The sequence below is a fragment of the Paenibacillus barcinonensis genome, from assembly GCF_003217495.1.
Taxonomy (GTDB): domain Bacteria; phylum Bacillota; class Bacilli; order Paenibacillales; family Paenibacillaceae; genus Paenibacillus; species Paenibacillus barcinonensis.
Genome location: NZ_QJSW01000001.1, coordinates 162,326 through 175,980, shown reverse-complemented (window position 1 = coordinate 175,980; position 13,655 = coordinate 162,326). Strand labels below are relative to the sequence as shown.

Below are 13,655 nucleotides of genomic sequence, written 5' to 3'. Positions count from 1 at the left end.
TCTTCTATGGCATTTTGCCTGCGATTCTCGTATAATACCAAGGAGGAGGTGAACCGGATGTCCGATGTATTGGAGCGTGTAAAACGCATCGTCGTCGACCGCTTGGGCGCAGACGAAGCTGAAGTTACACTTGAAGCATCTTTCAAAGAAGATTTGGGTGCTGATTCTTTGGATGTAGTGGAATTGGTCATGGAATTGGAAGATGAATTCGATTTGGAAATCTCTGATGAAGATGCAGAAAAAATTACGACCGTAGGTGAAGTTGTAAACTACATACAATCTCATACCTAAAGTCAATTCAGTCCCGCTCCTGTTGTCAAACAGGCGGGACTTCTCATCATTCATTGGTTTTTCACATCCCGCAGACGAGCTGCTTCGTTTATCTTCGGAAAGACGCCATGCATACTCGTCTGCGGCTATTCCCACAAAATACTTGCGTAATGCAGTCGATATAGAGGTGAGTCGGTTGAAACAAAGAGTCGTAATTACCGGAATGGGCGTAATGACATCGCTCGGAAAAGATTTAGAAACGTTCTGGGGCAGTTTAATGGCAGGCAAGTCCGGAATCTCTCAGATTGAGGCGTTTGATGTTAGTGAATACACGACACAGATTGCAGCCGAGATCAAGGATTTCAACCCAGAAGAGTACATGGATCGTAAGGAAGCGCGCAAAATGGACCGTTTCGTTCAGTTCGCTGTAGCTGCCGGCTTCAAGGCCGTAGAGGACAGTGGCTTGAAAATTAACGAGAACATTGATGCAGAGCGTTTTGGCGTATCCATTGGTTCAGGAATTGGTGGCCTGGGAACCTGGGAAGACCAGCACAATGCACTTCTTCAAAAGGGTCCCAAACGTGTCAGCCCGTTCTTTATCCCGATGATGATCTCCAACATGGCCTCGGGCCAGATGTCGATTTCATTGGGTGCGAAAGGTCCGAATATTAACGTGGTTACCGCTTGTGCTACAGGAACACATTCCATTGGCGATTCATTCAAGCTGATTGCGAACGGGGATGCAGATGCGATGATCTGCGGTGGTGCGGAAGCAACCATCCGTCCTACGGGATTGGCAGGCTTCTGTGCTATGCGTGCGATGTCTACACGTAATGATGATCCTGCAAAAGCGAGTCGTCCTTTCGATACAGGTCGCGACGGATTTGTTATGGGTGAGGGTGCAGGTGTTCTGATTCTGGAATCGCTGGAGCATGCTCAGGCACGCGGAGCGCGTATCTATGGTGAGGTCATTGGTTATGGTCTGACGGGTGATGCGCATCATATGACAGAACCGGATCCGGATGGAGCGGCGCGTTGCATGACGATGGCACTTCGCAATGCAGGCATTAAGCCGGAAGAAGTGGATTACATCAATGCACATGGAACGTCAACGCCTGTTGGAGATCGTTCAGAAACGCTCGCCATCAAAAAAGCGTTTGGCGATCATGCGTACAAGCTCGCAGTAAGCTCTACCAAATCCATGACAGGTCATATGCTTGGTGCTGCGGGTGGTGTTGAAGCCGTGATCTGTGGATTGTCTCTGGCACATCAGACGCTGGCTCCGACGATTAATCTGGAGAACCAGGACCCTGAATGTGATCTGGACTATGTACCGAACGTTCCGCGTCAAACCAAAGTAAATGTGGCGATGTCGAATTCATTTGGTTTTGGCGGTCACAACGCGACCATTATTCTCAAAAAATTTGAAGCATAAGGGGCTAGTTCGTTTGAGTGAAGATCTGAAGCAGTTACAACAAAAACTTCAAATCAAATTTGACAACAGACAGCTTCTAAAACAAGCGTTTACCCATGCTTCTTATGTAAACGAACATCGGTTCAGTCAACATCAGGATAATGAACGTCTGGAGTTTCTGGGCGATGCTGTATTGGAGCTGACTGTATCGGAGTACTTGTATCATCTGTATCCTAACCGTCCGGAGGGTGAGCTGACAAAGATGCGGGCATCCATTGTCTGCGAACCTTCCCTCGTCAAATTTGCTGAAGCGCTCGGTTTTGGACAATATGTACTTCTTGGAAAAGGTGAGGAATTAACCGGAGGACGTACACGTCCAGCTCTTCTCGCGGATGTGTTCGAGTCATTTATCGGTGCATTATATCTTGATCAGGGTCTTGAGCCTGTGCGGGCATTTCTGGATCAGCATGTGTTTCCGTTAATCGTCGTTGGCAGCAAGCTGCAAATGAGCGATTACAAAACAGAGCTGCAGGAGCTTACACAGCATCACAATATGGGGGCTCTGGAATACCGGATCGTAGAGGAGCGGGGACCAGCCCATGAACGTGAGTTTGTCTCGGAGGTCCATATGGGTCAGGAACGGCTTGGCCGAGGTACGGGACGTTCCAAGAAAGAAGCGGAACAACAGGCAGCATCCGCGGCGCTTGAACGATTGAAGCTTCCGGAGGCCTGAACGAACCAGGCGGCGCATAGACAAACGAAGAGCAAAGAGCAGCCCGCGGGTCCGCCCCGGCGGAAGTAATTGGCCGGACTGCTTTTTGCTCTTTTTTTTGTAAAGAGACTCGGAGTGTTTATTCGAATCTTTAACGAGGCGCTGAAGCCGATATACGAAATTTGCAAGAGGAGGTGACGAGAAGCCCTATGTTTCTGAAACGAATAGAATTGGGTGGATTCAAGTCATTTGCCGACAAAACGGAAATGGAGTTCGTTCGGGGGATTACAGCTGTTGTAGGCCCGAACGGAAGTGGTAAAAGTAATATCTCTGACGGCATCCGTTGGGTGCTTGGTGAGCAAAGCGCCAAGTCTCTGCGTGGTGGCAAAATGGAGGATGTTATTTTTGCAGGCAGTGATGCGCGAAAGGCTGTTAACTATGGCGAGGTTTCGCTTACGCTGGACAATGAGGATCATGCGTTAGCTCTTGATTTTGGAGAAGTGACCGTGACCCGGCGTGTGCATCGCAGTGGGGACAGTGAATATTTTATTAACAAACAATCCTGCCGCCTGAAAGATATTACCGAGCTGTTTATGGATACAGGTATCGGTAAAGAAGCTTATTCCATCATTGGACAAGGACGAATCGAGGAGATTTTGAGCACGCGCTCTGAGGACCGTCGGGGAATTTTTGAAGAGGCTTCCGGTATCGTCAAATATAAATCACGCAAAAGGGATGCTACGCGCAAGCTGGATGAGACGGAGCAGAATTTGCTTCGTATCCACGATCTCGTAACCGAGCTGGAGGACCAGATTGGTCCGCTGAAGGAGCAGTCCGAGAAGGCGGTGCATTATAAACAGCTGCGTACAGAGCTCAAATCGAAGGAAATTTCGATGTATGTGTACCAGATTGAACAGATTCATGCTTCATGGAGCAAAGCAAGTGAACGACTGGAGTCGCTGAAGCAGGAGGAGGTTGGCCTGGCTGCTATTGTGTCGACACATGATGCGAAGCTTGAAAATGATCGTAATGCGCTGCGCCGACTGGAAGACGAGACTGAGGAGCTTCAAGCGACTTTGCTGCATTTCAGTGAGGCGACCGAGAAGAGCGAGGGGCTCGGAGAGTTGCTTCGGGAACGTGCACATCATTTACAGGCGAATCAGGAGCAGTTGAAGGAAACGCTGGCCGTGAGTGAAGAGAGACATCGTGAACGTGAAGCTGAGCTGCTTGCTCTGCGTGAGAAGTTTGGCAAGCTTGAGCATGAACTGGCTGATGTGAAAAATCGGTTGTCCGAAGAAGAGGCCAAATTGGTCGGGGTAACAGGTGGCATAAGTCAGCAGCAGGAGGAAAGTCTGAAAGGAAACCTGCTGGAGCTTATGAATCAAATGGCGCAGGCGCGTAATGAAATCCGTTACGTGGACCAGCAGAAAGAAACGCTGGAGCGCAGAATGAGCCGTGCATCAGAGGAATCCGGCAAATGGGAAGAGCAGAAGCAAACGCTGGAAGGCCGCAAAGCTGAAATCCAGAAAAAGGTTGTTCAGCTAGGCAAGGAAATCAGCGAGCTGCGCGGAAATTACATTTCGGAAAGTGAGCGCCTGCAGTCGCTTCAGAAGCTGCTGGAGGAAAGTCGCGGCACTGTGCGTAAATGGGAGCAAAAGCGCGAGGCTCAGGTGTCCCGCCGGGATACGATGAAAGAGATGCAGGATGATTTTGACGGATTTATGCTAGGTGTCAAGGAAGTGCTCAAGGCTTCGCGTAAAGGTGTACTGAACGGCGTACATGGCGCGGTAGCTGAGCTTGTCAAGGTGCCAGAGAAGGTTGAGCTTGCCGTAGAGACGGCCATGGGTGCTGCCTTGCAGCATATCGTTATGGAGAATGAAGCGGTATCAAGACAGGCTATTGCCTTTCTGAAGCAGCGTCAGTTGGGACGCGCGACCTTTCTGCCGCTTGACGTTATTCGCCCACGTGCCATTGGTACAAGCGAGCGCTCCATGGTTGAGGGGATGGAAGGTTTTGTTGGCATAGGTGCCGAGCTTGTGCAGTATGAAGAACGGTATGCTTCTATTATTGGCAGCTTGCTTGGCAATGTGATTATTGCAGAGACGCTGGAGTTTGCCAATAAAATTGCAGCGCGCTGCCAGTATCGCTTCCGTGTGGTGACGCTGGAGGGCGATGTCGTTAATGCTGGTGGTTCCATGACAGGTGGTAGTCAGCATAAGAAAAACGGCAGCCTGCTCAGCCGCAAGCGGCAACTGGATCAGCTCGATCAGGATATTGTGGACACCGAGCAGCAGATTGTGAAGCTGCATCGCAGTGTGGATGATGTCAAAGCACAGTTAGAGCAGTGTCAGGACAAGCTGGATCAGCTCCGTCAGTCTGGTGATGATACACGGAATGCAGAGCAGCAGACCTCCATGGAGATGAAGCAGGTTGAGCATGAACTGCGGCACGTGCTGGAGCAGGTTGCTGTAGCAGGACAGGAGAAAAGCGGGTTCACGGAAGAGATCAAGGAGCTCGATCAGTCCAGAATTGAAGCGGAGAAAAAGCTGGAGCAGCTGGAGGAAGAGGAAAAGGCTACACATCGTGCGATTCATGCAGCAGAGTTTGCCCGGAAAGCCAATGAGTCAGCCAAGGAAGAGTTGCAGAGCCAGTTGACTGAACTGAAGGTCCGTGAGGGCAAGCTGGATCAGGAGCGCTTCTCCAATGAGGAGCAGCTGCGCAGACTGGAGCGCGAGGTGGAGTCGCTTGTCAAGGATCTCCGGCAGAATCGCACACTTCTGGCTTCCATGGAAGCAGATTTCAAGAAGACGCAGAGCGAAAGCGTGAAGCAGATTGAGGATCTGAATGAATACAAGCTTAAAAAGGCAAAGGCCTCTCAAGAGCTGGATTTCAAGCGTGCAGCACGGAGTGAACTGTCGAAGAAGCTTGAACTGGCGGAGAGTGAAACCAAGGAGCAGCGCACACAGCTCAAAGCTGTGGAAGAACAGATGCGTCAGACCGAAATTTCGGTTAACCGCCTCGATGTGGAGCTTGAAAACATTTTGCGCAAGCTCACCGATGAATACGAGTTGGGTTATGAGCTCGCGAAGGAGCGTTATCCGGTTCCCGACGATGTGGAAAGCACGCAGGCAGAGGTCCAGAAGCTGAAACGTGCCATATCGGCTCTTGGCGATGTGAATTTGGGTGCCATTGAAGAGTTTGAGCGGGTCAATGAGCGGTATGAATTCCTGAATGAGCAAAAAAATGATCTGGTCGAAGCCAAAACAACGTTGTATCAGGTTATTCGTGAAATGGAAGACGAGATGGCCAAACGCTTCAAGTTTACATTTGATGCGATTCGCCGTGAGTTCGGCACCGTATTTACGAAGCTGTTTGGCGGGGGGCGTGCTGATCTTGTGCTGATGGACCCGGAGCGGCTGCTTGAAACAGGGATTGATATCGTAGCCCAGCCGCCAGGCAAGAAGCTGCAAAATCTGCAGCTGTTGTCCGGTGGAGAGCGGGCCTTAACGGCTATGGCACTGTTGTTTGCCATTTTACATGTGAAGCCTGTGCCCTTCTGTGTACTGGATGAAGTCGAGGCCGCGCTGGATGAAGCCAACGTTGTTCGTTTTGCCCAATACTTGCGTGAGTTCTCTGAACAAACACAGTTCATCGTTGTAACCCACCGCAAGGGTACGATGGAAGAAGCAGATGTCCTCTATGGGGTTACGATGGAGGAAGGTGGAGTCTCCAAGCTGGTTTCGGTTAAACTGGAGGATGAGGAAGCTGAAATCGCCTAATCAGGCTGGTGAAACGGGGAGTACAGCTATTCATAGGTTTTACACACCATAACGATTCGATTATGCACACGATGGAGGGGCTTTATGAGTTTCTTTAAAAAGCTGAGAGACAGCATTGCAAGTAAAACGGAGTCGGTTACCAAACAATTCAAGGATGGACTTGAGAAAACCCGTAAAGGGCTTGTGGAAAAAGTAACCGATCTGGTCATTCGCCGCAAAAAAATAGATGAGGAATTTTACGAGGAGCTCGAAGAAATTCTGATCGGGGCGGATGTAGGCGTTAATACCGTCATGAATCTGATTGAAGATCTGCGTGTAGAGGTTAAAAAACGCAGAATTGAGGATGCGGCTGAATTGCAGCCTGTATTATCAGAGAAGCTGACGGATTTGCTTCGCGGCGAGCAAAATAACGAGTTGAAGATGAATCCGGATGGCATTACCGTTATTTTGTTTGTTGGTGTGAACGGTGTTGGTAAAACAACAACGATTGGCAAGCTTGCTCACCGCTTCAAGCAGGAGGGTAAAAAAGTCATTATGGCTGCCGGAGATACGTTCCGTGCCGGAGCGATTGAGCAGCTTGAAGTCTGGGGACAACGTGCGGGTGTTGATGTGATCAAGCAGCAGTCCGGCTCTGATCCTGCGGCTGTCATGTTTGATGCAGTGCAGGCGGCCAAGCAGCGCGGAGCAGATGTGCTGCTGTGTGATACTGCGGGCCGTTTGCAAAATAAAACAAATCTGATGGATGAGCTCAATAAAATCTATCGTGTCATTCAGCGCGAAATTCCAAGTGCTCCGCATGAGGTGTTGATGGTGCTGGATGCAACGACAGGTCAAAATGCATTGAATCAGGCCAAGCTCTTCGGTGAGAAAAGCGGTGTAACCGGTCTGGTGCTTACCAAGCTGGATGGAACAGCAAAAGGCGGTATTGTTGTTGCCATTCGTCAGGAGCTCGATTTGCCTGTGAAACTGGTTGGACTCGGGGAGAAAATTGATGATCTGCAGCAGTTTGATTCTGAACAGTTTGTGCATGCCTTGTTTGCGGGTCTGATCCAGGAACAACCGGCGCAGGATGCTCAGGAGGAGGAAACGCAAGGCTGAAGCAGCATCTGATAGCACGTTGAATCAAATACAGAATGTTCACCGTATTGCCGTTGCATCATGTGATAGCTCACGTGTATTGTCATCGGCAATACGTGTATAATGAGAAGTAACCGAGATAGTAATGGGTTAGAAAGGAAGGCAGATATGGCCAATACCTATACCTACTCCCGTCGTGAAGAGGTTGCTAATGCAGTAACACATGGCATTGGTGCAGCGCTGAGTGTAGCTGCTTTGGTGCTGTTAATTGTATTTTCCAGTATGAAAGGCACCGCCTGGCATGTGGTCAGTTTTACGATTTATGGCATTACGATGCTGTTGCTGTATACGAATTCAACACTGGTTCACGCGCTTAAAGAGGGAAAAGCGAAGGATTTGTTTGAGTTTTTTGACCACTCCTCCATATATTTGTTTATCGCAGGCACATACACGCCGTTTTTGTTCATTGCTGTGCGTGGAACGCTGGGCTGGACACTATTTGGCATCATCTGGGGCATTGCTCTCGCCGGGGTGATCTTCAAAGCCTTCTTCACGAAGAAGTTTTTGTTCATGTCCACCATTTTTTACATCGCGATGGGTTGGCTGATTGTTGTAGCCTGGAATCCGCTTATAGCAGTCATTCCAACGGGGGGCATCGTGCTGCTGGTTGCAGGAGGACTGATGTATACGCTGGGCACACTGTTCTATGTATGGAGAGGATTTCCATTCCACCATGCGATCTGGCATTTGTTTGTGCTGGCAGGCAGCATTCTTCACTTCTTTGCCGTGTTGATCTATCTGACTCCACTTCGCTAAACGTCTAACGAATCGCCTCGTTATATCGAGTCGTTTCGTTTTTTGTTTTTTAGGCAGGGTATTAAAGACAAATAACAGAATGCCTAACGTGTGAAAATGGACTTAGAAAAGGCCTGCTAACGGCGTTTAAGCCCGTTGATAACCCGGAATGGCTACTCTTTTTATTGTGACAAGTATTTTTGCTTGACATCCTGTTTAGTTTTAGGTATTATTAGGAACGTTGCAAGAGTGTAAAGTGTTTTTCCTTGACGAAGGGAGTGCCCCGATATGAGTCAAGAAAACCGGCTTGAGAAGACAAACCGGATTAACTTGCTGTTTGCGTTTTACGAATCGCTGCTTACAGAAAAGCAGCAAACCTTTTTGAAATATTACTTTCATGATGATTTTTCACTTGGCGAGATCGCAGCCGAGTTTGAGATCAGCCGCCAGGCGGTATACGAACATATCAAGCGTGCTGAGCAAGTGCTGGAAAACTACGAAAGCAAGCTGGGCTTGCTGGAGAAGTATGATAGACGCAGCCGCTGCCTTGAAGAGTTACAACAAGCATTGGAACGCGCTGGCGTTACGATGGATAACAACAAACCAATACACGATCTCGTTGCACAATTGGGTGAATAACCGTTGCACATGGATTGTGACGAGACGATTCGACAAACGTATGTAAGCTTAAAGGAGGTGGGATCATGGCATTTGAAGGATTAACGACCCGATTGCAGAATGTGTTCAGCAAGCTGCGCGGCAAAGGCAAGGTGTCTGATGAGGACGTTGCCGAAGCGATGCGTGAAGTGCGTCTGGCATTGCTTGAAGCGGATGTAAACTTCAAAGTGGTCAAGGAATTCATCGCCAAAGTGAAAGAGAAGGCTATTGGCAAAGAAGTAATGGATAGCTTCACGCCCGGAATGGTCATCATTGACATTGTTAACAAAGAGCTGACGGAGCTCATGGGTGGAAGTCAGGCCAAGCTGGCCAAGTCAAATAAACCCCCTACAGTCATTATGATGGTCGGCTTACAAGGTGCCGGTAAAACAACAACGTCTGGTAAACTGGCAAAGATGTTGCAAAAGCAAAACAGCAGACCTTTGCTTGTGGCCGGCGATATTTATCGTCCAGCTGCAATCAAGCAGCTGCAGGTGCTCGGAGAACAGCTGAATGCGCCGGTATTCACACTTGGTGATCAGACAAGCCCGGTAGAGATTGCTCGCCAGGGTCTGCAGCATGCCAAAGATAACGGCAATGATTATGTCATCGTTGATACGGCAGGACGTCTGCATGTCGATGAAGAGCTGATGGAAGAGCTGCGCCAGATTCACAGTGTTGTGAATCCGGATGAAGTGTTGCTGGTTGTTGATAGTATGACGGGTCAGGACGCAGTTAACGTGGCAGAACACTTTAACCAGCAGCTTGATCTGACAGGGGTTGTGCTGACAAAGCTGGATGGTGATACACGCGGTGGTGCGGCGTTGTCTGTCAAAGCAGTCACAGGCTGCCCGATCAAGTTTGCTTCTCTGGGAGAAAAGCTGGATGCACTCGAGCCATTCCACCCGGAACGTATGGCTTCCCGGATTCTTGGTATGGGGGATATGCTGTCTCTGATCGAGAAGGCACAGTCCAATATTGATACCGAGAAAGCGAAGGAAATGGAACGTAAGATGCGTAATGCTGAATTTACGTTCGAAGATTTCCTTGAGCAGATGGATCAGGTGAAAAAGCTTGGACCGATTGACCAGATCATGGATATGATTCCGGGTATGGGCAAGATGAAACAAGCGAAGGACCTGAAGGTGGATGACAAACAGATGGGCCGAATCGAAGCGATTGTATATTCCATGACAACCGAAGAGAAACGTAACCCGGATATGATCAACCACAGCCGCCGGAAGCGGATTGCTACCGGAAGCGGAACAACGCTCGCAGAGGTGAATCGTCTCATCAAACAATTTGATGAAATGCGCCGCATGATGAAGCAGTTCTCGGATATGATGGGCCCTAAGGGCGGTAAAAACAAAGCGATGAAGCAGCTCAAAGGTCTTGGCAAAGGAATGAAATTTCCTTTCCGTTGATTAAAAAGCAGTTTACATGATAACCAGATTTCATTGAAGGAGGTGAATTTTCAAATGGCAGTTCGTATTCGTCTGAAACGTATGGGTGCTCACAAAGCTCCTTTCTACCGCGTAGTGGTATCGGATTCCCGTTCCCCACGTGACGGTCGTTTTATCGAGGAGATCGGTTACTACAACCCGGTTGAACAACCGGCTGTTGTTAAGATCGATGAAGATAAAGCATTGCAATGGCTTCAAAACGGTGCGCAAGCATCCGACACTGTCCGCAACTTGCTGAGCAAAGCGGGCGTGATGAAGAAATTCCACGAGTCTAAATTATCTAAATAAGGTGCTGATTCGGAGGGTCATCTATGGAAGAATTAGTAAGCATAATTGCTAAGGCTTTGGTCGATCATCCGGAAGATGTGGCGGTTCGGACGGTTGAGAAAGACCGGCTTGTCGTTTATGAGTTGACGGTTCATCCCGACGATGTCGGAAAGGTGATTGGCAAACAGGGACGAATCGCAAAATCTCTTCGTACGGTCGTCACATCAGCAGCAGTTAAGATGGATAAACGGGTCACCGTAGATATCATATCTTAAAGATATACGAAAGGGGGTTAGGATGCATGTCCTAGCCCCTTTTCGTGCATGCTGAACTTAATATGTTGGATTAGTTATTGAATTAAAATATTTTGTGGTATGAGTTACTTCGGAGTAGTGCAGGGGACGGAATCGATTCTGGAGAAGCGTTAGCGTTCGCCTTTATCACCTCATTTTCACCTTTTATAATAGTTCAAAAAATGAGGGGGTAACAGCGATCGGAAGAACGAACCGTCGCCGGAACGGCCGTATGAGAGTCGAAGTACCTGTTTATTTTGATTGAATACCGTAGGAGGATTGTATGGCAGAGTTTATGAATGTAGGTAAAATTGTAAATACACACGGGATTCGCGGCGAGCTGAGAATCATGCCATTGACTGATTTTCCTGAGGTTCGTTTTGCTAAAAATGCCGAGCTGTTTCTGTTTACTTCGGATAACCGTCCGGTGCCGGTTACGGTGGAATCTGCGCGTTTGCATAAAAATATGTATATTGTTCGCCTGAAAGAATACGGCAACATTAACGAAGTGGAAAAGTTCAAAGGCGGCATAGCGAAGGTATCCAAGGAAAACCTTGCTGAACTGGAGGAGGGTGAGTATTACTTCCATCAGATCGTGGGATGTGCCGTTATTACAGAAGACGGGGAAACCCTTGGTAGCATTACGGAAATTCTAACACCAGGCGCCAATGACGTATGGGTTGTCAAAACGCCGGCAGGCAAAGAAGTGCTGATTCCGGTTATTGATGATGTTGTACTGGATGTGGATGTGGAACAAAAGCAGGTCAAGATTCACCTGATGGAAGGACTGCTGTAACATGAAGGTGGATGTTTTAACGTTATTTCCCGAAATGTTCGACGGCGTATTCGGTACGAGCATTTTGGGTAAAGCGCAGGCCAAAGGGCTTGTTTCGCTTGGCGCGACCAATTTCCGCAATTATGCAACCAATAAACATAATACTGTGGATGATGCGCCTTATGGCGGAGGTGGAGGCATGGTGCTCAAGCCTGATCCAATCTTTGCTGCGGTAGAAGATGTACTGGGGCAACGTGGAGAAGCCGCAGCGGCGATGAAAGCTCCACGGATTATTTTGATGTGTCCGCAGGGGGAAACATTTACACAGAAGAAGGCGGAGGAGCTCGTTCAGGAGGATCATCTGATCTTTATCTGTGGTCATTACGAGGGGTACGATGAGCGAATCCGAGAATTTCTGGTTACGGATGAATTGTCGATTGGCGATTATGTGCTTACTGGCGGCGAGCTTCCTGCCATGGTAGCCATTGATAGCATTGTGCGGCTGATTCCGGGCGTGCTGGGGAACGAGACAAGTGCGGTAACAGATTCATTCAGTACAGGCCTGCTTGAGTATCCTCATTACACGCGTCCACCTGAGTTTAGAGGTATGAAGGTACCTGATATGCTTCTATCGGGCCATCATTTGAATATTGAGGCTTGGCGTAGAGAACAGTCGCTGATTCGTACGCTGGAGCGCAGACCTGAGTTACTGAAGACGGCAGAGCTGACCGATAAGGAACGCAAATGGCTCGAACAGTATAAGGCTGAACGTGAGAAGAAATAATGTAAAAGATGTAGAGCAAATGATATTGATCGGAAGAAAGAAAAAGCCGAGAGGACAGCTAAGTGCTGTCTCCATCGGCTTTTTTGATGAGGTGGGAAGGGTGAGCTGTAACTTGGGAGGCAAGCTAATATGCTTCTATGGCTTCTCACTTAGGATATTGGAGCCTGTACGCAGCAAGGTTGCCATATCGGTATCACTTGTGACCGTCAAGCGTGGTAAAACCATAGGGGAATCGCCGGGATGAACGAATCCGGGGCGAACGGTGAATCCCATACGATATCCGTGCTGGTGCAGCTTGTATATCATCTGTTCGCTAAAGTATCCATACGGATATGCGATATAAGGTGTATTGATACCGATTTGTTTGATCCGCTCAATATCGTGGTCCAGCAGGCTCGTGTCCAGTGTGACGGGCAGATCATCTCCACACACCATATAGCCTTTATGATGCAGGTCGTACGTGTGACTGTTGTATTCAAATACATCACTTCCGGCCTTCATCTCAGGCCAGGAAATATCGCTTTTTTTGCGTGGATCAAACTTTACCGGCTTCGACGGAATTCGACTTCCAATCACAAAGAGCGAAGCATGGAAATGATATTTTTTAAGCACGGGATAAGCTAATGTATAATTGTTCTGATACCCGTCGTCAAAGGTGATTACAAACGATTTCTCAGGCAAAGAAATCTCACCGTTAACATACTTTTCAAGCTGGGCGAGAGTGACTGTTCTGTATCCGTTATCGTATAGGTACTTCATATTCTCTTCAAACGAGTCCAGATCAATGATTGATTTATTGTGAGGCTCGTGATTGTCCAAGCGTGGGGTAACATAATGATACATGAGTACCGGAACTTCCTTTGCCGTGCCTGGTTTGATAACAAAGCTTGAGCGATCGAGCTTGGAGCGCATGGAAAAGTCAGGGTGAGATAAGGTGAACATTTTGCGCTGTACGACATTCCAGGACGAGCAGGCTTTGTGGGATAACGCGTTCGTTGGATGGTTGACAGCATATGCGTATAGAGTAATGGTGCATGTGAGCAGTGCAACGGCGATAAGTAGAATTTTTTTCGTGTACTTCATGTTTCTCTGTTTCTCCTTTAACATTCATCTATGTCTGTAATGAGTATAAGCTGCTCGCGAAACGAGTCTTTTACTACATGATAGACGATCTTCTATGTCGGAAAGTTACATTATTTTATCCGGCTCAGAGGTTGACTTTTATATCGGATAGAAATCCACTTCTACAGTTATTATAGGAAGCAGGGCGTTTTTTAAATCGTATGTATTAAATTATGGAAGTTGTCCAGAGCAAAGTCTGCTACGCTTCTGCAAATTACTGTTTAATATTTCTTGTGTTTTGGTATGC

At 48.2% G+C, this 13,655-nt stretch carries 13 protein-coding genes; 12 read left to right on the top strand and 1 reads right to left on the bottom strand.

What is annotated here, in order from left to right; translation table 11 throughout:
* The first annotated feature begins 57 nt into the window (after positions 1–57).
* From acpP to trmD, 12 genes are all read left to right on the top strand, one after another.
* Positions 58–291 carry an acyl carrier protein gene (gene acpP / locus DFQ00_RS00840; protein ID WP_024630176.1) on the top strand — a complete coding sequence of 78 codons (234 nt, stop codon included), beginning with the start codon at positions 58–60 and terminating at the stop codon, positions 289–291.
* Between the two features lie 175 nt (positions 292–466).
* On the top strand, positions 467–1,705 hold the full coding sequence (fabF, locus tag DFQ00_RS00835; RefSeq protein WP_110893222.1) for a beta-ketoacyl-ACP synthase II: 1,239 nt from the start codon (positions 467–469) through the stop codon (positions 1,703–1,705).
* Between the two features lie 13 nt (positions 1,706–1,718).
* Complete coding sequence (gene rnc, locus DFQ00_RS00830) at positions 1,719–2,417, top strand: ribonuclease III (RefSeq protein ID WP_110893220.1); 699 nt, start codon at positions 1,719–1,721, stop codon at positions 2,415–2,417.
* 188 nt (positions 2,418–2,605) lie between these two features.
* Complete coding sequence (smc, locus tag DFQ00_RS00825; RefSeq protein ID WP_110893218.1) at positions 2,606–6,175, top strand: chromosome segregation protein SMC; 3,570 nt, start codon at positions 2,606–2,608, stop codon at positions 6,173–6,175.
* Between the two features lie 84 nt (positions 6,176–6,259).
* On the top strand, positions 6,260–7,273 hold the full coding sequence (ftsY, locus tag DFQ00_RS00820; protein ID WP_110893216.1) for a signal recognition particle-docking protein FtsY: 1,014 nt from the start codon (positions 6,260–6,262) through the stop codon (positions 7,271–7,273).
* Positions 7,274–7,420: 147 nt separating this feature from the next.
* Complete coding sequence (trhA, locus tag DFQ00_RS00815; protein ID WP_110893214.1) at positions 7,421–8,068, top strand: PAQR family membrane homeostasis protein TrhA; 648 nt, start codon at positions 7,421–7,423, stop codon at positions 8,066–8,068.
* A 267-nt stretch (positions 8,069–8,335) separates the two neighbouring features.
* Positions 8,336–8,686 (top strand): putative DNA-binding protein, encoded by a 351-nt coding sequence (locus DFQ00_RS00810; protein ID WP_110893212.1) that lies wholly within the window; start codon positions 8,336–8,338, stop codon positions 8,684–8,686.
* A gap of 65 nt (positions 8,687–8,751) precedes the next feature.
* Complete coding sequence (ffh, locus tag DFQ00_RS00805; protein WP_110893210.1) at positions 8,752–10,128, top strand: signal recognition particle protein; 1,377 nt, start codon at positions 8,752–8,754, stop codon at positions 10,126–10,128.
* Positions 10,129–10,182: 54 nt separating this feature from the next.
* Entirely contained in the window at positions 10,183–10,455 is a 273-nt protein-coding gene (gene rpsP / locus DFQ00_RS00800) for a 30S ribosomal protein S16 (RefSeq protein ID WP_056700527.1), read from the top strand.
* Between the two features lie 23 nt (positions 10,456–10,478).
* On the top strand, positions 10,479–10,709 hold the full coding sequence (locus DFQ00_RS00795; protein ID WP_024630185.1) for a KH domain-containing protein: 231 nt from the start codon (positions 10,479–10,481) through the stop codon (positions 10,707–10,709).
* 301 nt (positions 10,710–11,010) lie between these two features.
* The gene (gene rimM / locus DFQ00_RS00790; protein ID WP_110893208.1) at positions 11,011–11,523 is read left to right on the top strand and encodes a ribosome maturation factor RimM; all 513 of its coding nucleotides are present in this window, start codon (positions 11,011–11,013) and stop codon (positions 11,521–11,523) included.
* Position 11,524: 1 nt separating this feature from the next.
* Positions 11,525–12,286: a tRNA (guanosine(37)-N1)-methyltransferase TrmD gene (gene trmD, locus DFQ00_RS00785; RefSeq protein WP_110893206.1), complete on the top strand. Its 762-nt coding sequence runs from the start codon at positions 11,525–11,527 to the stop codon at positions 12,284–12,286.
* 135 nt (positions 12,287–12,421) lie between these two features.
* Here the strand turns inward: trmD and DFQ00_RS00780 are convergent, their stop codons facing one another.
* A complete protein-coding gene (locus DFQ00_RS00780) occupies positions 12,422–13,369 on the bottom strand; it encodes a polysaccharide deacetylase family protein (RefSeq protein WP_110893204.1) in 948 nt (315 codons plus the stop codon).
* Positions 13,370–13,655: the final 286 nt, after the last annotated feature.